Source organism: Amycolatopsis sp. NPDC052450, from assembly GCF_044547565.1.
Lineage (GTDB): Bacteria > Actinomycetota > Actinomycetes > Mycobacteriales > Pseudonocardiaceae > Amycolatopsis.
In genome coordinates, this window is record NZ_JBIUAQ010000027.1 from 99,452 (window position 1) to 119,924 (window position 20,473).

The 20,473-nt window shown below is 68.3% G+C and carries 18 protein-coding genes and 1 pseudogene; 8 read left to right on the top strand and 11 right to left on the bottom strand.

The window, feature by feature from the left end:
* Positions 1-135: 135 nt before the first annotated feature.
* Positions 136-1,173 (bottom strand): ion channel, encoded by a 1,038-nt coding sequence (locus tag ACIHAO_RS32990; RefSeq protein WP_396564504.1) that lies wholly within the window; start codon positions 1,171-1,173, stop codon positions 136-138.
* 702 nt (positions 1,174-1,875) lie between these two features.
* Here ACIHAO_RS32990 and ACIHAO_RS32995 point away from each other — a divergent pair.
* Together ACIHAO_RS32995 and ACIHAO_RS33000 are read left to right on the top strand one after the other, a co-directional pair.
* Complete coding sequence (locus tag ACIHAO_RS32995) at positions 1,876-2,691, top strand: alpha/beta fold hydrolase (RefSeq protein ID WP_396564506.1); 816 nt, start codon at positions 1,876-1,878, stop codon at positions 2,689-2,691.
* A 37-nt stretch (positions 2,692-2,728) separates the two neighbouring features.
* Complete coding sequence (locus tag ACIHAO_RS33000) at positions 2,729-3,604, top strand: helix-turn-helix domain-containing protein (RefSeq protein ID WP_396564508.1); 876 nt, start codon at positions 2,729-2,731, stop codon at positions 3,602-3,604.
* Between the two features lie 80 nt (positions 3,605-3,684).
* Here ACIHAO_RS33000 and ACIHAO_RS33005 read toward each other — a convergent pair whose 3' ends face one another.
* A complete protein-coding gene (locus ACIHAO_RS33005) occupies positions 3,685-4,674 on the bottom strand; it encodes an Acg family FMN-binding oxidoreductase (RefSeq protein ID WP_396564510.1) in 990 nt (329 codons plus the stop codon).
* A 222-nt stretch (positions 4,675-4,896) separates the two neighbouring features.
* On the opposite strand from ACIHAO_RS33005, the gene ACIHAO_RS33010 reads away from it, so the two are divergent.
* Positions 4,897-5,556 (top strand): response regulator, encoded by a 660-nt coding sequence (locus tag ACIHAO_RS33010; RefSeq protein ID WP_396564512.1) that lies wholly within the window; start codon positions 4,897-4,899, stop codon positions 5,554-5,556.
* Positions 5,557-5,586: 30 nt separating this feature from the next.
* Here the strand turns inward: ACIHAO_RS33010 and ACIHAO_RS33015 are convergent, their stop codons facing one another.
* The 6 genes and pseudogenes from ACIHAO_RS33015 to ACIHAO_RS33040 all read right to left on the bottom strand — a co-directional run bounded on the left by ACIHAO_RS33015 (position 5,587) and on the right by ACIHAO_RS33040 (position 11,649).
* A complete protein-coding gene (locus tag ACIHAO_RS33015) occupies positions 5,587-7,314 on the bottom strand; it encodes a GAF domain-containing protein (protein ID WP_396564514.1) in 1,728 nt (575 codons plus the stop codon).
* 208 nt (positions 7,315-7,522) lie between these two features.
* A complete protein-coding gene (locus ACIHAO_RS33020; RefSeq protein ID WP_396564516.1) occupies positions 7,523-8,476 on the bottom strand; it encodes an Acg family FMN-binding oxidoreductase in 954 nt (317 codons plus the stop codon).
* An 83-nt stretch (positions 8,477-8,559) separates the two neighbouring features.
* Positions 8,560-9,219, bottom strand: a pseudogene (locus tag ACIHAO_RS33025) (phosphoketolase); the annotation flags it as partial.
* The gene (locus ACIHAO_RS33030) at positions 9,216-10,115 is read right to left on the bottom strand and encodes a universal stress protein (RefSeq protein ID WP_396564518.1); all 900 of its coding nucleotides are present in this window, start codon (positions 10,113-10,115) and stop codon (positions 9,216-9,218) included. The gene ACIHAO_RS33030 and the pseudogene ACIHAO_RS33025, both read right to left, overlap by 4 nt.
* On the bottom strand, positions 10,112-10,717 hold the full coding sequence (locus ACIHAO_RS33035; RefSeq protein ID WP_396564520.1) for an HPP family protein: 606 nt from the start codon (positions 10,715-10,717) through the stop codon (positions 10,112-10,114). Before ACIHAO_RS33035 ends, ACIHAO_RS33030 begins: the two co-directional genes overlap by 4 nt.
* Before the next feature lie 26 nt (positions 10,718-10,743).
* On the bottom strand, positions 10,744-11,649 hold the full coding sequence (locus ACIHAO_RS33040) for a universal stress protein (RefSeq protein ID WP_396564522.1): 906 nt from the start codon (positions 11,647-11,649) through the stop codon (positions 10,744-10,746).
* A 203-nt stretch (positions 11,650-11,852) separates the two neighbouring features.
* Between ACIHAO_RS33040 and ACIHAO_RS33045 the strand changes: the two genes are divergently transcribed.
* Entirely contained in the window at positions 11,853-13,094 is a 1,242-nt protein-coding gene (locus ACIHAO_RS33045) for an acetyl-CoA hydrolase/transferase family protein (protein WP_396564524.1), read from the top strand.
* Between the two features lie 172 nt (positions 13,095-13,266).
* Here ACIHAO_RS33045 and ACIHAO_RS33050 read toward each other — a convergent pair whose 3' ends face one another.
* Positions 13,267-13,686, bottom strand: a complete 420-nt coding sequence (locus ACIHAO_RS33050) for a hypothetical protein (protein ID WP_396564526.1) — start codon at positions 13,684-13,686, stop codon at positions 13,267-13,269.
* Positions 13,687-13,822: 136 nt separating this feature from the next.
* Here ACIHAO_RS33050 and ACIHAO_RS33055 point away from each other — a divergent pair, with 136 nt between their 5' ends.
* The gene (locus tag ACIHAO_RS33055; RefSeq protein WP_396564528.1) at positions 13,823-14,839 is read left to right on the top strand and encodes a hypothetical protein; all 1,017 of its coding nucleotides are present in this window, start codon (positions 13,823-13,825) and stop codon (positions 14,837-14,839) included.
* 62 nt (positions 14,840-14,901) lie between these two features.
* Here the strand turns inward: ACIHAO_RS33055 and ACIHAO_RS33060 are convergent, their stop codons facing one another.
* Positions 14,902-16,158 (bottom strand): aminotransferase class V-fold PLP-dependent enzyme, encoded by a 1,257-nt coding sequence (locus ACIHAO_RS33060; protein WP_396564530.1) that lies wholly within the window; start codon positions 16,156-16,158, stop codon positions 14,902-14,904.
* Positions 16,159-16,266: 108 nt separating this feature from the next.
* Entirely contained in the window at positions 16,267-17,628 is a 1,362-nt protein-coding gene (locus tag ACIHAO_RS33065; protein ID WP_396564532.1) for a hypothetical protein, read from the bottom strand.
* 134 nt (positions 17,629-17,762) lie between these two features.
* Here ACIHAO_RS33065 and ACIHAO_RS33070 point away from each other — a divergent pair, with 134 nt between their 5' ends.
* The 3 genes from ACIHAO_RS33070 to ACIHAO_RS33080 are packed head-to-tail and all read left to right on the top strand — an operon-like array spanning position 17,763 to position 19,988.
* Positions 17,763-18,932 (top strand): acyl-CoA dehydrogenase family protein, encoded by a 1,170-nt coding sequence (locus ACIHAO_RS33070; RefSeq protein ID WP_396564534.1) that lies wholly within the window; start codon positions 17,763-17,765, stop codon positions 18,930-18,932.
* Complete coding sequence (locus ACIHAO_RS33075) at positions 18,929-19,195, top strand: MoaD/ThiS family protein (protein ID WP_396564536.1); 267 nt, start codon at positions 18,929-18,931, stop codon at positions 19,193-19,195. The genes ACIHAO_RS33070 and ACIHAO_RS33075 overlap by 4 nt, the downstream gene beginning before the upstream one ends.
* Positions 19,188-19,988 carry a class I SAM-dependent methyltransferase gene (locus tag ACIHAO_RS33080; protein ID WP_396564538.1) on the top strand — a complete coding sequence of 267 codons (801 nt, stop codon included), beginning with the start codon at positions 19,188-19,190 and terminating at the stop codon, positions 19,986-19,988. Before ACIHAO_RS33075 ends, ACIHAO_RS33080 begins: the two co-directional genes overlap by 8 nt.
* Positions 19,989-20,473: the final 485 nt, after the last annotated feature.

A 20,473-nucleotide genomic window follows, 5' to 3' on the forward strand; every position in this document is an offset into this window, starting at 1 on the left:
CGTCGACGACATCGTGCGGTCGGCCCATGCGGACCTGGACGGTCAGATCCGGCCCGACGCGATGGGGAAATGTTGCACCGCCTGGCGCGATTCCGGGTGCTCCGGACTCGAAACCGGTAGCTCACGGTCGTGAGATCACTGTCCGCGTCCTCGCAGAGCCGTTTCGATTTCCGCGTCGGTAAGGCGCCGAGGGCTGACGTAGTAGAGCACCGAGCCTGCCGGGAGATCGGCGTCCCACGGAGGATTGACCACGAGGTCGTCGTCGGTCCGTGCGGCCAGCACCGTGGCGCCGAAAGCACGGCCCAGAGCCAACCGGCATTTCTCGGTGCTCAGCCGCCCCAGCGACTCGGGCAAGGTCGCGGAGTACGTTCCGGCCCCGCCTGCCGTCATCAGCTCGGAGTAGACCTCGGCGATGCCCGGGGAGGTCAGTTCTTCCGTGACCATCCGGGGCGTGTGCCACTGCACGCACTTGATCCGGGGATCCACGTAGCGGACCAGCTCGGACTTCTCCATGTCCCGCAACGTCACCACGACATGCGCCGACCGGTTCGCGTGGTCGACGGTCACCGCGACGGCCAACGCCTCGTTGTCGTCGCCCATGTCGACCAGGATGGTGCCCGCCTCCGCGACGGCGGCCCTGGCGAGCACGTCGGCCGCGGTCGGCTCGCCGCGAACGAAGTCCACCGGCTGCGACGGCATGGGGTGCACCTGCACTTCGTCACTCGCGCACAGGACGAGTCCGGTCACGCCGTCGGCGACGAGTTGCGCGACGATGCGCTCGGTGCGGCCTGCCGTGTAGCCGATCAGGAGCGTGTGCCCGTTGGCCCGTACGGCCTCCATGCCCTGCATACGCCGTCCCTTCGCTTGTTCGAGCTTCGAAGCGAGCTTGGTGAACACGGTGGTGAGTGTCGCGATCCCGCCGATGATGACGTAGGCCCCCACGACATGCCCTGCCGTGGTCTCCGGCGAGAAGTCGCCGTAGCCGACCGTCGCGGCCGTGACCACGAAGTACCACCAATAGTTCCCCGCCTTGACGAGCTCACTTCCCGCAGGTTCGGCCAGCACCATCAGCGGCCAGCTCGTCGCGAAGACGAAGAGGACGACTACGACCGGAAGCATCCACCCCTGCCGCAACACCCAACGCGCCAGCAGCCTCGACAAGACGAATGGCACTCGTCTCTCCTCACCGTCCGCTATCGACGCCTCACCTGAAGCCGCTCCACCTGACTGCGGAACACCGTATCCGCGAACTGTCCGAAATGGAACTCGCACTGTCCACTGGCGACTACCATCGTCGGGTGTGCCGTCCTGGGTGGCGACCATGCCGTAGCTGACGAACCCGGCAGCAGGACTGATCCGTGTCGCGCTCATGCCGTCAAGTCGACAGGCATCCCACCTGTCACCGCACAGTAAAACGAGCGTGCAGCAGCCGGATGGGCCGTGAGTGCCAGCTCAGTCAACACGTCCATGGCCAGTGCCGCATCACTCTCACCGGCGGTGACCAACGCGAGAAGCCACTTTCGCTTCCCGCGAGGCCCGGTGTCGACGACGCAAGCCACAGCCTGGCCAGGAAAACCATGCCGTTGACCGCAACTTCACGGTCCATGTCGGGACTCCACTGGTCCATGCGGCAACGAAAGCCATGGTGGCCAACCGGCAGCAAGGCGACACTAGTCCATTGTGGACCTTTGGATGATCACACCCGGCTCGACCGGGCCAAGACCGGGATGGAATACATCGGCGAGCCCGTGGATGACGCCCCTCCGCTGGAACAGCAACGTGGCCGGCTGATGCGGGACCGTGGCGCCCGGGACGTCGATCGCACGACGACATTTGTCCAAGACCGGGTGGCCGGTGACCGTGCACCCTCCTCGTATGAGAGAGAACGGTGTTGAGCATTCGCAGGGGATACACGTGGTACACGACGGTCCACGGCAGGCGCCGCCGCTGTTGCTCATCCACGGATCGGGGGCTTCGGGTGCCTTGTGGAGCCCGGTGGTCCCGGCCCTTGCCTGCCACCACCACGTCATCCGGGTCGATCTCCCGGGCTGTGGCCAGTCCCCGCCTTCGCCGTCCTACGACGTGCCCGCGCAGGCGAGCCGAGTGGCGGCGGTGCTCGACGACCTCGGCCGGGGTCCTGTCACCGTTGTCGGGCACTCCAGTGGGGGTTACGTCGCCACGGCCCTCGCCGAGCAGCGCCCCGACCTGGTGCGCTCGGTCGCGCTGATCAGCTGCGGCCCGCATCCCGGCGCGTTGCTTTCCCAGCCCTTGATCATTCGGCTCCTGCTCGGCCCGCCGTTCGGCCCGCTGATCTGGCCGAGGCGTTCGGACGCGATCATCCGCAAGGGAATCCAGGCCATGGCCGCTCGCCCAGTGGACGTACCCGACGACGCGGTCGCCGATCTCAAAAACATCTCCTACGACACATTCAGGACGATATTGCGCCGCAACACCGAGTACATCGCCGAGCGCGGCGTGCCCCAACGTCTCGCCGCCCTCGCCGTTCCGGTGCTGGCGGTCTTCGGTACCGACGACCCACGCTGGGACCCGTCGTCGGTGCGCCAGTACGAGGTGGTGCCCGACGCCCGGATCGAACCGCTGTCCGGCGTCGGACACCTCCCCACGTTCGAGGCGCCTGAGGCGATCAGCGAACTACTGCTGAGCTGGACCTCGCGGGAACGCGACCGTTGACACTCCGCCCATGGTCCCCGATCCCTAGACTGGCCATGTGCTGTCGACTGGAACACCGCCGGACTGGAAAGCGGTGGACATCGCGGTCCCGCGCCGGTCCGATCGGCTGCCGGGGATCAGCATGGCCGGGTTCCGCCAGAGTCTCCCCGTCCCCGCGGACATCGCCATGGTCGCGCACCCATCCGTCACCCTTCTCATCGACCTGAGCGAGGAAGACGGCATCGTCTGCGACAGCGGCGGCCGGCGCGAACGCGGCAGTGTCGTGATCGGACTCATGCCCGGCGATCTGCGGGCAGGTGGCCGCGTGGGCGAATGTCTCCAGATCCGGCTCGAGCCGGACGTGGCGGCCGCGGTGCTCGACGCATCACCCGACCTCAGCGGGACGATGGCACCGCTGGCAGACATCTGGGGTCGCGACGCCGAGCGGATCGAAGACCGGTTGCGTGCCGCCGCGTCATGGAACGAACGGTTCAGGATCGCGGCGGAGGTCGTGGGCCAACGAGTACGCGCCCGCACGCCGGTCGACCCGGAAGTCGCCCACACCTGGCGGCGGACGCTCACGACCCGAGGGCGGATACAGGTCGACAGCCTGGCAGGCGAGGTCGGCTGGGACCGCAAGCGCCTCTGGTCCCGCTTCCGGTCCCAGCTCGGGATCAGCCCCAAACGCGCCATCAGACTGGTGCGGTTCGACCACGCCGCCCACCTCCTCGCGACCGGTCACACCGCCGCCGGCGTCGCCGCCGAGTGCGGCTACGCCGACCAATCCCACCTCCACCGCGAGGTCAAGGCGTTCACCGGGCTCACCCCCACGGCCGTCGCTGTCGCGCCGTGGCTCGCCATCGACGACGTCGCGTGGCCCACATCGTCACCGACCCGCCACCCCGCAACAGCCGGCGGCGTTGTCCGCCGGTGACCGTCCCCGCACCGCCGTGAAAGGTCAGTGCGACGGATCCGGCTTCGCTGCGCGTGGGCATCGCAGTGTTCTCCTTCGAGTCAAAAGCCGTGTCCGAGCACTTCGTCGACGGCGCGGCGGGGACTCGTGGGTACCGCACCGGACGGATAGCCGAACCGCATGAGCGCCTGAGGGAACCCGGGCAGCTCAAGGTCTTCACACAGCGCGGAACGCACCTCCGGCAGATGCAGGGGCTGGGTCAGAATCGAGCCGGCCATGCCTCCGTCGACCGCGTCCAGCCACGTCGTCTGCAAGGCGTGGCCCGCTCGGAGGTGGTCGTGCCGGGTGTCGTCACGCGTCAGGAACACCAGCAAGGTCTCCTCGGCCAGCCTCCGCCGCAGCACCGCGCTGTCCGGCAGCGCCGTCGAGGCCCGGACGAGCCCGGCCCACGGCAGGGAGCCCGGAGGAAGCGCGGTGGCGGCGAGGCCGACGCCGTGCCGGTGGGACACTTCGTCACGGATCGTCCAGAGCGCGAGTTCGCGCTGATATCCGTGATCGTGCTGGAACGACTCCGCCGCGAATTCGAGCAGCTCGGCGACCCGCGACAGTTCCAGCTCGTCCTGGATCGGCCGGGCCTCGACCCCTGCCGAGGCGGCGGTCGCCACCAGCTCACGGATCCGTTGACGCGTCACCGGACGCCCGGAGAACCGCTTGCGGTAGCTGCGGCGCCGCTCGATGGCGGAGTACCGGTGCAGGTCGTCGGCCGAGGGAAGGGTGCGCTCCCCCGGCTCCACCGACGCCACCACCTCAGGGCGGCCGGCGTCGGGGAACGTGTCCGTCCGGGGCTCGAAACCGAGTACCCGGACCGCGAGTTCCAGATTCGCGAGAGCGGCCCCACAGGACATCGTCCGATCCCGGCCCAGCGGGTCGTGTACCGGCAGAGCCAGGTCCCGGCGCTCGATCAGCAGCAGCCGGTCGCGCTCGAACTCGAGAAGCCAAGGCTGGATGTTGTGCACCGACGGCGCCCGCAACAGGGTTCGCGCCAGCACCTCCGTCTCCGCCGTCGACCATTGCCGCGTTCGCTTCGCCATGTTCCATCCCTCCACACCGGCCGTGTCGGTTTCCACGGTGCGTCAGGAAGGGGTGCCGCGCGCAGGTCCGGACGACTCCGATCGCCGGGACCTAAGCCCCGCCTCGTCCGATTAGGGTCCAAAGTCCCTCCTTGCCGGGACGTCCAGGCCGCTGCTTTCCCCGGGAACGCCCAGTACGGTCACCAGGACGGCCAGGACCCGGCTCAGCAGGAGGACGCACAGATGATCAAGGTGTTCCTGGTCGACGACCACGAAATCGTCCGCAGAGGACTCTCCGATCTCCTCGGCAGCGAGCCGGACATCGAGATCTCGGGCGAAGCCGCCTCCGTGTCCGAAGCTCTCACCCGGATTCCCGCGAGTGACGCCGACATCGCGGTGCTGGACGTCCGGCTTCCGGACGGCAACGGCATCGAACTGTGCCGGGACCTGCTGTCCACCCAGACGAATCTGCGCTGCCTGATGCTCACGTCCTACGCCGACGACGAAGCGCTCTTAACCGCGATCATGGCCGGTGCGTCCGGCTTCGTCCTCAAGCAGGTACTCGGCAACGACCTGGTGTCCGCGATCAGGACGATCGCCTCCGGCGGCTCACTGCTCGACAGCCGGACCACCGCCGCGCTGATGAACCGCATCCGCCGGGAGAGTGATCACAACGATCCCACCGCCGGACTGTCGGACCAGGAACGCACGGTCTTCGAGCTGATCGGCGAAGGCCTGACCAACCGCGAGATCGGGGAACGCATGTTCCTCGCCGAGAAGACCATCAAGAACTACGTCTCCCGGATCCTCGCCAAACTCGGCATCCAGCGCCGGACCCAGGCCGCGGTCCTCGCGACCGAGTTGAAGAAACAGGACCGCGGCCAGCTGTTCGGCGACTGGTGAAACTCTCCTTCGCCGTGGCCCGGGATCGTGTCACGGCAAGGGGACCCGCCACACGACCTGTGTTCCCCCGCCTGCCCGCCCGATGAACTCGGCCCGGCCACCACAACGCTCCGCTCGCTGCGAGAGGTTCTCCAAACCGCTCCGCCTCCCCGTCTCGGGAAGGCCGACGCCGTTGTCGGTCACTTCGATGATCAGCTCACCGTCGGCCTCGACGGACACGGCGATCTCGTCGGCACCGGAATGACGGATGGCGTTGCTCAGCGCCTCACGCACGACGGCTTCGGCGTGTTCGTGCAGCTTCACCGGGACAAGGGTGTCGACGGCTCCGCTGATCCGCACCGAGGGCGTCACGGACGGATCCGACGACAGCTCCGTGACCACGTCGAGCAGCCGGCGTCGCAGGCTGACCGACTGGTCCGCTCCCGAGGTGTGCAGATCGAAGATCGACGTCCTGATCTCACGGACGGTCCGGTCCAGCTGCTCGACCGCCTGTGTCACCCGGTTACGGGCGAACTCGTCCGGCACGCGCGGCACGATGCTCTGCAGGCTCATGCCCGTGGCGAACAGCCGCTGGATGACGTGGTCGTGCAGGTCCTGCGCGATCCGGTCCCGGTCGGCGAGCACGTCCAGCAGCCGCTGGTTCCGTTGCTTCTCGGCGAACTCGAGGGCGACCGCCGCTTGGTCGGCGAACGACGACAACATCGGGATCAGATCCGCCTTGAACTGCGGGGAGCCTTTCTCCCGGCTGATGACCAAGACCCCGCCGACTCCGCCGGCGCTGGTCAGGGGCACCAGCACGCCCGGCCCACCGAGCGTGGTGTCCTCCGCCGAGGGGAAGACCGTGCCGAGATCGGCGATCAGGCTCGCTTGCCCCGTACTGAAGACCTCGTCGACGACAGGATGGTCCCCCGGAATCGTCTTGGTGAACGAGCCTGCCCGGTCGGTCGACAAGGCGGTCACGGTCAATGACCGCGAGGCGCTCTCGTCCTCGTTTCCCGCCAGCAGGATCGTCACCTCGCCGGCCTCGGCCAGATCTCGCACGCTCTTGACGATCAGGCTCAGCGTGTCGGTCACGGAGGCACCGCCGAGAAGCTCGCCGTTGACCTTCGCGACCGCCTCCAGCCAGCGTTCCCGGGAGCGGGACCGCTCGAACAGCCGAGCGTTGTCGATGGCCACACCGGCCGCCGCGGCCAACGCCTGAAGCACGACCTCGTCGTCGGCCGTGAACTCCGCGGCGCCCCGCTTCTCCGTCATGTAGAGGTTGCCGAACACCTCGTCCCGGACGCGGACCGGGACGCCGAGAAAACTGTGCATGGGCGGATGGTTCGGCGGGAAGCCCACCGACGCCGGATGCTCCGCCAGATCCGGCAGCCGAACCGGATGCGGCTCCTCGATCAGCAGCCCGAGCAGGCCCCGGCCCTCGGGCAGATGCCCCATTTTCGCCCGGGTCTCCGGGTCGATCCCCACGTAGACGAACTCCGAGAGCCCGTCCTCGTCACCGAGGACGCCGAGGGCGCCGTACTGAGCGTCGACCAGCTCGACCGCCGCCTGCACGATGCGCTGCAGCGTCGAATCGAGCTCCAGCCCGGTGCCCACCGCCAGCACCGCGTCGAGCAGCCCTTGAAGCCTGTCCCTGGTCTTGACGATCTCCGACAACCGCTCCTGGACCTCGTGCAGCAGTTCGTCCAACCGCAACCCGGTGAGGACCGCCGCGCTCGGTGGCAGCGCGCTCCCGGCCGCTGTCGGCTCTACCGGCATCTCAGGCTCCCTCTCGGCGGACCGCGGCAAATGTCCATCGTACGGTCGCCCTCAGCGTTTCAGCCGGCAGCCTCGATGCCAAGGCAGGACCCATCGACGGTGTCCCACGATCCCCCGATCAGTGCGCCATTCGACGGGCGCGAACGGTATCGCCAGCAACCCGGGTACGCATTGAAGTCTCCCCTGTGGCGAAGAAGGGGAATGGTCGTCACAAGGTCTTCTGCCTGACGACCGTCTCGAGTGGACGACGTGGGGTCGGGACACCGGGAAAGCCGTACCCCAGCCGGAAAACCGTCTGCGGATAGCCGCTTCCGCCGAGCAGCGCGCGAAGTTCGTCCCGGGTGGACGGGATTTCCATGGGCTGGGAATAGAACGAGGCGCTCAGCCCCGCGGTGGTCGCGGTGAGCAGCACGCGTTGCATGGCCCGTCCCGCGCGAAGCCGCGCCGACGGACCCTCCGCGGTGGTCGTCAGTACCGCGACGACCGGATCCTGCTCGAACGCCCGGGGCGCGTCACTGTCATGGAAGTGCCGTACCGGCAGGAGCCCGCCCGACGAACGCGGCCCCCCGGCGAACGCGGGCACGCCGTCGTCCCGGCCATGCCCACGAGTCCAGGCATGGAGCTCTTCGTGGAAGGCCTCGTCCTGGGTCTGCAGGTGATCCGCGCGCCGGATCAGCGCCGCGGTCGCCTCCAGCTTGCCCACCTCGTCGACCAGGACCAGCTCCGCCCCGGCTTGCAGGGCGGCTCGCCGTACCGCCGTCCGCGTGCCTTCCGGCACGGCCTGATCGGCGAACGGCCGGCGATTGCTGTAGCGGCGCGGGATCGCGGCGGCGAGGCGCAGTACCTCGGTGCCTGGCCGTCGACGGCCGCCGATCTCGACCCTGGCCAGTAGCGAAGGACGGCCGCAGTCCGGCAGCAGCTCCGTCTCCACGAGCCGTCCGGCGGCCGCGATCGTGAGCTCGATGTTCAGCAAGGCCGCACCGCAGGCCAGCCGCGCCTCCCTGCCGTCGGGGTCGCACACCCGGAGCAACCGGTCCTCGTCGAGATGCACCTCGATCGCGCCCGGCTCCAGCTCGAAGAACCAGGGCTGGGTGTTGTGCGGCGACGGCGCCCTCACCGCGGCCCCCAACGCGGTGAGTACCGGGAGATCGGTGGGGATCATGCTGTGGCTCCTAGCCGGTCGGTGGACGCTTCCAGCCTGTCGCGGGACGGCGCCGGGCGGCAGAGCCGTGAGCCCCGGCCAGCCGGGGCTTGGCGCGAACGCCAAGTGCCCTCGACCGGCTTGCCGTCCACAAAGGACGGTTCGGTCCAGCCTTTGGGGCTGCGCAGCACGATCATCGGCCAGCGTGGCCGTTCCAGCGCCCGGCCGGAGGCTCGCGCCCGGACCTGGATACCCTCGATCTCGTCGAGCGCCTCGTCCAGCGCTGCGGCCAACGGGCCGGTTTCCACCTCGCCGTCGCCGACCACGCAGGCGACGACGAGATGCGGATTGTCGAACGCCGCGCCGTACGCGTGCGCGAGGGAGTAGCCCAGCTCGCCGCCTTCGTGGATGGATCCGGGCACTTCCGGCGCGACGTGGCTGGGAACGCCGCCGGGAAAGGAGAACTGCCGGAACAGCTTGCGGAGACCGGCCTTGTCGTAGGTGACCGACGGCCACGCCTCCGAATAACTGCCTTCCAGCCACGTGTGCGCGTACAGGAAGTTCAGCCCTGGCGAAGTCCCCCAGTGGCCGAGAAGCCGGGGCTTCACGTGCTCCGGCTTCAACGGTTCGGTCAGCAGGGGGTTGTCCATCAGGTAGATCTGGCGGGCGGCGAGGTAGTTCGCCGCCCGCCACTGGGCGTCCACTTGGGACAGTTCCGCCGGGCTCAGCACGGACGGGGTGGCCGGGGCGCCGAGCACGGTCATCGGGTCTTCCTCGGCCGGACCACCATCACCGGACATTCGGCGTGGCGGGTGAGCGCCTGGCTGACCGAGCCGAGCACTTGCCCGGTGAAACCGCCCCGGCCGCGGCTGCCGACGACCACGAGCTGCGCCTTGGCACTCCACTCCAGCAAGGTGTGGCGGGGCTGATCACGGACGAGGACCCGCTCCACGGTGACGTTCGGGTACTTCTCCTGCCGGCCCGCCAGCCGTTCCGCGAGCAGACGGCGTTCGTCGTCCTCGATGTCCTCCCACTGCGTGAGCAGCCGCGCCATGCCGTACACGTCGTCGTAGGTGACGTCCGACCACGCGTGCACGGCCACCAGCGGCGCTCCACGCCGCGACGCCTCGTCGAACGCTGTCTCCAGTGCCTGCTCGCTCAACGGGCTGCCGTCGACCCCGGCGATCACCGGTCCGCTGCCGGGATGGTTCGTGGTGCCCTTCCTCCCCCGCAGAACCACCGCCGGACAATGGGAGTGGGCGACGACTGCCGACGCCGTGGAACCGATCATCATGCCGGCGAAGAAGCCCTTCCCCGAAGCGCCGACCACCACCATCGCCGCCGACTTCGACGCGTCGATCAAGTACGGCGTCGGCGAGTCGGTGGGCATGGCGGTGTCCACCGGGACACCGGGAGCGACCGTTTCGGCGTCCGCCACGGCCTCGTCCAGCACCCTGCGGCCCGCGGCGGCGAGATCGTCCAGCCAGGGAACGGGTCCGGCGAGTCCGGCGCCGCAGGCCAGTTGCTCACTGTGGAGGGCGTGGACTATCAGCAGCCCCAAGCCGCGCTCGGCGGCGAGGGAGGCGGCCCACCGGACGGCCGCCCGTCCGGGCTCGGCGCCGTCGGTTCCGACCACGATCTTCTGTGCGGCGGTGTTCATCGGTCTTCCTCCTGATAAGTCACTTCGGCTTCGACGACGCCTGGTACCGCTTCGGCGATGACCTTGGCCACGTGCCGGTCGGTGTCGTCGTCATAGGCGTCACGGATGTGGCAGACGCCGTCGGTCACTTCGACGGTCCAGCGGCCCGAGCCGCCGTAGACGGAGAGGTGGTGCCGGACGTCCGCGGCGATCGCCGTGTCGTCGCGGGCGAAGGCGCGGACGAAGTCGCCGCGGGTGAGGATGCCGATCACCCGTGCACCGTCCACGATCGGCATCGCGCGGATCTTCCCGTCGAGCAGTGCTTTGCCCACTTCGGCGAGATCGGCGCGGGCACCCATTCCGGTCGCGGGTGAGGTCATCACCTCGCGCACGGTGGTGCCCGGTGTGGCCCGGATGCCGGAGTCATCGCCGGACCGGATGTCATGGGGGAACCGGTCGCGGATCAAATCCGCCTCGGTCACGATGCCGATCAGGCGGTCGTCGTCGTCCACCACCGGCAAGGCGGTGAAACCGTGCTCGGCCAGTACTCCGGCAGCGTGTTTGGCGGTCGTCTCCGGGGTGACGGTGACGACCGGCCTCGTCATCAGGTCTCGTGCTCGCATCTCGTCTCCTGAACAGGGGTACGTGGTCATTCCGCCGGGGCCGCGGGCCGGATGACGGCGACCGGGCACTCCGAATGCGCCACCAGCGCCTGGCTGGTCGAACCGAGCAGCATGCCTTGGAAACCGCCGCGTCCCCGGCTGCCGACCACGAGCAGACTCGCCTTCGCGCCGAACTCGAGCAGGGTCCGCACCGGTCGCCCCTTGCGCACGACGAGTTCCACCGCGACGTCCGGGTACTTCTCCCGCCAAAGAGCGATCTGCGCTTCGGCTTCCGTGCGCTCGGCGGCCTCGATGCCGGCCGGATCGACGTCGAGGAAATGCGGTCGGACGCTCCCGTGGTCGAACATCTCCGACCAGGTGCGGACGACGACGAGCGCCGCTTTCCGCTGCTGTGCCTCGTCGAACGCGAACGCGAGCGCCGCCGCGCTGGACGGCGACCCGTCCGTGCCGACGACGACCGGTCCGTCCTCCGGGACCACGCCGTCCGGCCGGTTCCCCCTGGCGACGACGATCGGGCAGTGCCCGTGGTGTGCGAGGGCGACGGCGGTCGAACCGACCAGCATCCCGGTGAACCCGCCGAGGCCACGCGAACCCAGCACCACCATCGTCGCGCTCAGGGATTCCTGGACCAGCGCGGGCACTGCACTCCACTCGCGGACCGCTGTCTCGACGACGAGCTCCGGATAGCGGTCGAGCACGTCTTTCCGTGCTTCGGCTAGCCACTCGAGGCCGCGGCTCTCGAACCCCGCACGAACCGCTTCACGGGGGACCGCCACACCGGGGGTGTTCACCGAGGGAACCGAGTACACCTGCACGAGCCGCAACGGCAATCCGCGCCGGCGGGCTTCACCCGCGGCCCACATCGCCGCCGTCCGGGCCGACCCCGAGCCGTCGATCCCGGCCACGATGGCTCCTTCAGCGGGCAGCTGCATGATCACTCCTCGAGTTCGCACGGCCGACCTCGTCGGCGGTTCGGTTCTGCTCCAGCTTCGCCCGGTCCGGGGCCCGGATCGCAGAGCCCGAGGTCCCGAGGACCCGTGCCCTCGGTCCCGCACGCAGGACCGAAGGTCCCTGGTCGATCAAACGCCCCTCCCCTGGCCGTCTGGCCGGGCCGCGGGTCCGGTATGCAGGATTCATGCGCATCCTGTCCGAGTCACGGCTGTCCGCCGTCCTGTCCGCCGCCGTCACCTGTCCGAGGGTCGTGGTCAGCGGCAACTTCGCCACCCCGCATCGCACGCTCGAACTGCTGGACAAGGCGGTGTCCGAATACCGGCTGTTCGCGCTCAACGCCCAGCCCGGTATCCCCGACCGCGACGGGGTGACGCTGGAGACGCCCTTCGTCGGGGCCGGCATGCGCGGCAAAAAGACGCTGCGGTACTTCCCGTCCCGGCTGTCGCTGGTTCCGCGCCTGCTCCAGCAGGCCCTGCCGCCCGACATCGTGCTGATCCACACGTCCACCCCCGTGGACGGCTGCGTATCGCTGGGCACGGAAGTGAACATCCTGCCCGCGGCGATCGAGGCGGCCCGCGCCCGCGGCGGTCTCGTGATCGCCCAGCTCAACCCGCGGATGCCCTACACCTACGGCGACGGAGTGCTCGCCTGTGACGAGGTGGACTACGCGATCGAGGTCGACGAGCCGCTGGCCTCCCCCGCGCCCCGCCCGATCAGCGAGGTCTCCCAGGAGATCGGCGCCCGTGTCGCCGACCTGGTCCCGGCCGGCGCGACGCTGCAACTGGGTATCGGCGCCGTCCCGGACGCGGTGCTCGCGGCGCTGACGTCGCGCCGCGGCCTCGCCGTGTGGTCGGAGATGTTCAGCGACGGCGTGCTGGGCCTGGAGCGAGCGGGCGCACTCGACCCGGACTCGCAGGTGACCGCTTCGTTCGTGTTCGGCGGCGCCGAACTGTACGACTGGGTGGACCGCAATCCCCGCGTCCGGCTTCTTCGCACCGAGAAGACCAACGACCCCGGACTGATCGCCCGGCAGCCACGGCTGGTCTCGATCAACAGCGCGCTGCAGATCGACCTGTACGCGCAGGCGAACGCCAGCCGCGTGCACGACGTCATCTACTCCGGATTCGGCGGGCAGACCGACTTCGTGGTCGGGGCACTGCACTCCCCCGGTGGCCGGGCGATCATCGCCCTGCCCTCCTGGCATCCCAAAGCCGACGTGTCGACCGTAGTGCCTCGGCTGGCCGGTCCCGTCACCTCCTTCCAGCACAGCTACTTCGTCAGCGAACAAGGAGCGGCCGCCATCTGGGGCCACGACGCCGGCGAACAGGCCGAGCAGATCATCGAACACGTCGCCCACCCCCGCGCCCGAGACGAACTCCGGGAAGCCGGCCGCCTCCTCGGATTCGCACTACGCGGCGTGAATTGACCTGGACACGATCAGAGCACCGAAGCGGCGAAGTGCCTTCCCAACGCGGCGCCCCACGTCCGCTCCCGCTCACCGTCCTTCAAGACCGTGCGCGGCCCGTCCGTCTCGACGAGGAAGCTCTCCGGCGGCACGGCCGGGACGAAGCCGCGAGCCCGGAGCCGGTGAGCCGGGCCTAGGGAAACGCCACCGAGCGGAACGTGACCCGATCCGAGCCCTGTCCGCCGGGGCTCATGGTGAAGGAAACCGCCCCCTCGCACCCGCTCTCGTCGTACAAATGCGCGTAACTGTCGGTCCAGTTCTGCGGCAGGAACGCGGACGCGGTGCCTGACGCGTTTTCCGGGATCTCGATGCACTCGGCAGCGGGCGGATCGATCAGAGAACCTGCCCGGAGTTCTTGCTCTTCGTCGTAGTAGCGGTAAGAGAACTCACTGTCGGCCGCAGAAGCTGTACCGCACACCACAAAAGCCGAGACAGAAGCGCTGACGAGAGTCAGGAAAAGCGCGCGAGCACGCATGGGTACGCCTTTCTTGCAGTGACACTGACGTTGTGACGATTGCTCGCTTTCCGGCTCGAGTGAGTCGATCTCCCCCATTCGCGTACCGTTGGCCACCGGTTCGAGTGGAGTCGCTCAAGCCCGTGACGCGATCCCGGTCTTTACCGCGTCAGCGGGATGCTTGCCGGTTGCCGGGTTGTGGAGTCCACTGGAGAGCCGAAGGGAGCAGGTGACTATGTCGGTCGATGGTTTCTCTCTGTTTTCCCATGATGGCGGGATGCCAGACGGTCCTGCTCTCGCCGAGCTGCCTTTGCCGTTCGCTCGATGCGACGACAACCTGGGCGAGACCGGCTGGCTGGAGACCGATCTGAACGAATGGATCACCGCCTCCGGTCTGGCTCAGGCGCTGCCGTCGCTGAGACGTGCCCGGGCCAGCGGGTATGCACTGTTGTCCTGTCTGAACTACCCCGCTGCCTCACCGGACCATTTACGGCTGATCTCCCGCTATTTCGCCTTTTACTTCGAGTGCGACACCTCCTGCGTCGAGCGTCCGGCGACGGAGGGCAGGCTGACCGAGGTAGCGAGTGAAATTCTTCGCTGGTCGACGCAGATCCAGTATTCCCAACGGCCTCCACCGTCCTCCACCGGCCGGCATCTCGAAGTCCTTCACTCGATCGGCGAGCAGTTGCACCGGCTCGCGATAGCAGCGCAAGCCGAACGTGTCCACCGCGGCGAGCGGGACTACTTGCTCGGCGCCGCGTGTGAAGCCGCGTATCTCGCCCAGGGCACGCTACCCACCTTCGCGGAATATCGAGATCTGCGTGAACACACCGCCACCGTGGGCTGGCATCTGGCTTTGGTCGAGATCACCGGCGGATTCGAGGTACCCGGCCGTGTCAGGCGACGTTCCGATGTCCTGGCGGCCACCCGGACCATGGGTCTTCTGCTGGGACTGATCAACGACATGGCCTCCTGGCGAAAGGAATCCCGGACGTCCCCTCGGGCGTTGAACTTCCCGAACGTGATCGCCCGAGAACGGGGCTGCACCCTGCTCGAGGCCGCCCACGAGACCGCGGGAATGACCGCGGTCGAGTCGCAGCGGTTCTACGACCAGACAGAGCAGCTGATCCGTGAAGGCGGCGCTCTCGGCCGCTGGGCGGGCGGAGCACGCCACTGCGTCGCCGGATGGCACCGCTGGCACACCCTCAGCGAACGCTTCGCCATCGACTCGGCAACCGATCGCGACCAGTGATCACTGAGGCAGCAGGAACCTGACCACGCTGCCGTGCTCAAAGCGCGGCGTTCTCGCCGGCCTTACCGCGGTTCTGCCGGCCGACAGCCGTGGGTCTGAAGTGTGCGCAGTGTGGTGATGAGATGGTCGATGTCGTCGTGGGTGTTGTAGAGGGAGACGCTGACGCGGATGGTGGCGGGGACACGGAAGCGGTCGCAGACCAGTGCCGCGCAGTGCCTGCCGGTTCGCACGGCGATGCCCGCCCGGTCCAGGCTCCGGCCGATATGGTCGGCGTCGGCCGTGTCGGAGACGAAGGAAATCACGCTTCCGCGGTCGTCGGCGGTGCGCGGTCCGATGATCCGTAGTCCGGGTATCGCGTCGAGTTCGGCGAGCGCGTGGGCGACGAGGTGACGTTCATGGCGGGCGACGGTGTCCATGCCGATGGTGGTGAGATAGTCCACGGCGGCGCCGAGGCCGATGACTTCGGCGATCGCCGGGGTGCCGGCCTCGAATTTGTGTGGCGGGGCGGCGTAGGTGGCGCTGTCGCCGGTGACGGTGTCGATCATGTTGCCGCCGCCGAAGAACGGCGGGAGCGCCTCGAGCAGCTCACGCCGGCCCCAGAGCACGCCGACACCGGTCGGGCCGAACATCTTGTGGCCGGTGAACGCCACGACGTCCGCGCCGAGCCGCTGGACGTCGAGGGGCATATGCGGCGCGGTCTGCGAAGCGTCCACGACGACGAGCGCGCCGACCTGACGCGCGCGGCGCACGATCGGCGCGAGGTCGTTGACCGTGCCGAGGATGTTGGACGTGTGCACGACGGCGACGACCTTGGTTCTCTCGGTGATCAGCCCGGGCAGACCGGCCAGGTCAAGGAGGCCGTCGTCGGTGATATCGAGGTAGCGCAGCGTCGCACCGACGCGCTGAGCCAGCAGGCGCCAGGGCAGCAGATTGGAGTGGTGCTCCATTCTGGTGGTGACGATCTCGTCGCCGGCCGCGACCTTGAGCGGTGGTTCTGCCCACGCCAGGGTGTTGGCGACGAGGTTCAAGGCTTCGGTGGCATTGCGCGTGAAGACGACTTCGGCGGCGGAAGGGGCGTTGACGAACTCGGCGACTTTGACCCTCGCGGCTTCGTAGTCCGCGGTGGCTTCTTGCGCCATCCAGCAGGAACCGCGGTGCACGTTGGCGCAGTGGGACTCGAAGTACCGGTTCATCGCGGTGATGACGGCATGGGGTTTCTGGGACGTCGCGGCGTTGTCGAGGTAGATCCGCTTTCTGCCCGACGACGGCGGACGGGTGAACGCTGGGAAGTCGGCGCGGTAGTTCGTCTGCTCCAGCACTTTTCGAGCGTAGGCGACTCTCCTGGACAGATATGGCGGCCGAGGCCGTGAGAATTGTTGAACGTGTTGAATGTCGGAGATGGTCTCGCGGTGTGGTGCCGCCGCTGTTCACCTGTCCGAGCGAGTGATCGCGGGCCGGGATCCGTGTAGCGCGGAGCATCGTAGGACCAGGGCCCGGGCTTCCGGGTGCCGCGCGAAGGTCTGAAGGCGTTTTTTCAGCTCCCCCAACGCGGCGGTGACGCGGCCGGAACGCAGGCCCGGATACACATCGAGAAAGCGATGCGCCACGGTGCAGGCCCGGCCGAGCAGACCGAGATCGAGTTGTCGTTCGGCGAGTTCGGCCAGGGCCAGTGCGAGTGAGCGGCGTTCACCGGGGGGATAGTGGCGCAACGCTCGATGGAGCGCCATGACCGCACCAGCGGTATCCCCGCTGAACACGCGGATCGATGCGGCGTGATAGTTCAACTCACCCCGGTTGTACGAGCCGAAGACCGGCCTGGGACCGGTCGCTTGGCCGAGGGTCTCGCGAGCACGCAGGTGGGCGGCAAGGGCGGCCTCGTCCCGGCCGAGTACGGCGTAGCTCAACGACACCTGTGCGTGCAGGAAGGCGCTGGTGTACGGCTCGGCATGACGGTCCCCCACCGTGAGCGCCGCGAGGGCCAATCCCAGTGCGGTGGTTCCGTGCCCGAGGTGACAAGCCTGCAAACTGAGGGCTCGGAGCACGATGGCGTACCGGACCGGGTCGAGGTTGAGGACAGCGAGGTCGAGCGCGACCCGGTAGTAGCGCTGTCCCAGCCCGTGCTCGTTGCTGTCGAAGCAAGCGAACCCGATCAGCAGCGTCAGGTCGAGAACCGACCCCAGAAGCTCACGGCGATCGGCGTCGGTGTCCCGGTCCGCCAGTCGCGGGAGGATGTCGTCGGCCAGGTAGGTGGTCAGGGCGGTCCTCGCGTGGCCGCTGCCGAATTCGTGGCTGGCCGCGGCGAAAACCCGCACCATGTGCCGCGCCATCCCGACCGTGCCGGAGATCGACTGAGTGGGTCTGTGACAACGGCGGGCCTCTCCTGCCTGCTCTGGCCACGCGGGTACCGCGAGCACATCGAGCCGGTACACCGAGCGCGCGAGCCTGCCATGACCGATGACGCTCAGATCAGCTCCGACCAGCTCGGCCAGCACGGTCAACGCGCTGGCAGGCCGGACCTCTTTCCGCTCGTCCACGGCCAGGCCGAAACCGAGTTCGGCAGCGGTGACCGGCCCGCCGAGTCTGCGGGTCAGCACCTCGGCGATCAGCAGCGGAACCTGAGCGCGCGGGCGGCTTCCCGAGAGCCAGTGGGCGACAGCGGTGCGGTCATAGCGCAGTCGCAAGCCGACCTCGGAGCCCGCGTTGTTCACCGCGCGCGCCAGATTGTCGTGACTCCAACCGGACGCGGTCAACAGTTCCCGAAGCCGGTCATTGGGCACACGGCGCGGCATGGTTCTCCTCACGGGGCCCCGGTGAAACGCTGCCGACGTTCAACACGTTCAACACCCACAGTGCTCAACCGCGCTGCGTCGCCACAAGCTCCGAAGGTGTACTGGGAGTCAGGTGCGATGACTGGAGGTAGGACGTGGTCGACCTCGCGGGCCGGCAAGCCGAGATCGCCGAAATCGTCGGGTCTCGCTGGGGACCTCTGCTCGACGAGGTCGGCAAGACCGTGGTCGAACGCGACGAGGCGCGGCGACCACCCCCCGCGGAGCTGATGGATGCGCTCGCCGCGGCCGGGCTTCACCGGCTTTCCCTGTCACCCGCCATCGGCGGTGCCGGAGTGGACGTGCTGACCTGGGGCATGGTGCTGGAGCAGATCGGCTACCGCTGTCTGGACTCGGCCTTGCCGATGATCATCAACCACACCATCGACATCGCACGGTTCATCGACGAGTCGGGCCGTGCCGATCTCATCGAGAAGTACGCACGCCCTATCGGCCGAGGAACCATCGGCGCGGGTATCGCCTACACCGAAGACGCCGACGCGTGGTCCTTCGGCACCGTGCTCCGCCGCAAGGGTGACGACTTCGTCCTGACCGGCCACAAGTCCTACGTGACCGCCGGGATCATGAGCGACGTCTTCCTCGTCTATCCACTCGACGAAACCGGGGACATGGTGGTGTGCCTGGTGGAACGGGACGACCCGGGCGTGACGGTGACCCCGGCGGCACCTCTCGGCATGCGGACCGCCGGCGCGGCCTCACTCACCTTCGAGGACGTGCCGCTGACCGCGGAACGGATCCTCGAGCCCAGTGATGGACTCACCCACGCGCAACGCTTCCTGAGCAATCAACGGCTGTGGATCACCTGCGCTCCACTCGGCCGCGCCCAGCGGATCCTGGAGGACTGCGCGACCTGGTTGTCCGGCAGCATCCGTTACGGCGAACCGGTCGCCGGCCTGAAGAACGTCGAAGCGACGCTCGGGCGGATGTACGTGGCGATCGAATCCGCGCGATCCATGCTGTATCGCGCGCTCACCCATGTCGGAGGCGGCCACGCGGAGCCGGTGTTCGACCCGCTCCTCTCGGCCGCCAAATGCTTCGCGGCCGACCAAATCCGGTTCGTGCTCGAATCCGCGTTCCGCGTCATGGGCGGCCAAGGCTTCTACGGGTCACCGCATCTGGGCCGCTACCTGCGCGACTTCAGTGGCCTCCCCATCGTCGCGGGCACCAACGACATCCTGGAAGTCAACCTCGGGGCCGGGGTCGTGGCGCGATCGCACCGGCACGGGCAGAAAGGACGGCAAGCATGAACATCGAGTTCACCGGCATCCTCCTGCGCGCCGCGAACAACAACCGCACGGTCACCGTCGACGCGGCCACTTTCGCCGCCGCGCTGGCCGAACTGACGACCAGATTCCCGTCGATGGACAGAGTCCTTCTCGACAACACCGGCAACCTCCGGAAAGCACACCGGGTCTTCCTCAACGGCGAACTCGTCCCCCACCCCGACCGCGCGATGCCGCTGGGCACCGGCGATCGGATCGAGTTCTTCACCGCGGTCGCCGGTGGCTGACGACCGGCCGGTGACGGCGACGCCGGCCGGAGAACACTGGAGTACCCACGCCCGCGACTGGACCGACGTCCAGGAACGCACCATCCACCCCGCTTGGCTCGCCGTCCTGAACGAACTGACGCCCGCACCCGGAGAACCGGTGCTGGATCTGGGCTGCGGCGCCGGCGGATTCACCCGGCTGGCCGCCCGGCGGGGCGTCAAGGTCAGCGGCCTGGACGCCTCCGCCACCCTGGCCGGCATCGCCCGTACCCGGACACCGGCAGGAGACTTCCGCGCCGGCGACATGAACCGAATCCCTTTTCCCGACGCGGAATTCTTCGCGGTGACAGCGTTCAACAGCCTGCACTTCGCCCAGGATCCCGCTCGCGCCGTCGAGGAGGCGATACGCGTCGCCCGCCCAGGAGGGCACATCACCATCGCGGCCTGGGGACCACTCACCGACTGCGACGCACTGGCCTACTTCCTCGATCTCGGCGGGCTGATGCCGTCGACACCTCACCGACCGGGCGACTCACCGGACCTGACCGATCCCACCGTGGTCCACCGGCTGCTGTCACAAGCGGGCTTGACCGTCGCCGCCGCGCGAGCCGTCGACTGCCCCTGGCGATACCCCGACCTCAAGACAGCCCTTCGCGGCTTGCTCTCCACCGGCCCCGCGGCGATCGCGATCGCGCACGCCGGCCTGGCGGAAGTCAGGGAAACCGTCACCGAGTCCATCTCACCCTACCGACGCCTCGACGGTTCATACCTGCTGCACAACACCTGCTTCACCATCACCGCCACACTCGCGTGACCCCCGCACCCCTTCGACTGCCCGCCTGAGCCTCACCATGAGGCGACCGGGCCGCAAACGAGAGTGGCCAAACTAGCCGCACAAGGCCCCTGTGGAACCTCGGAACCGATGATTACAGCAAAGACCCCTACAGGGGCACGAACTCAACCCTGAGGTGTGACTACGGCTGCCTGCGACTTCCGCGCCGTCCACATCGATCAGGTTCTGAAGTGCCACTCGACCGAATGTCTCACCACTACCGCCACAATGCAGGTCGTGACCAGTAAGAACGATGCGATGACACCGGTGAAACGACGCCGCGAGACATCAGCGCCCCTTTTCATGTAAACCCCGGCGGGCCGGCGCCGCGAACATGATCGATGGCAGGGATAGCCAGCCGCTTCGCGCCTGACCCGGGGGGGGGGGCATGAGGTGCGTCGCGAAAGCCACTTTCGCGACCCCAGGCGTCGCGAAAGTGGGGTTAGGGGCCCCGGCACCCCCCCCCC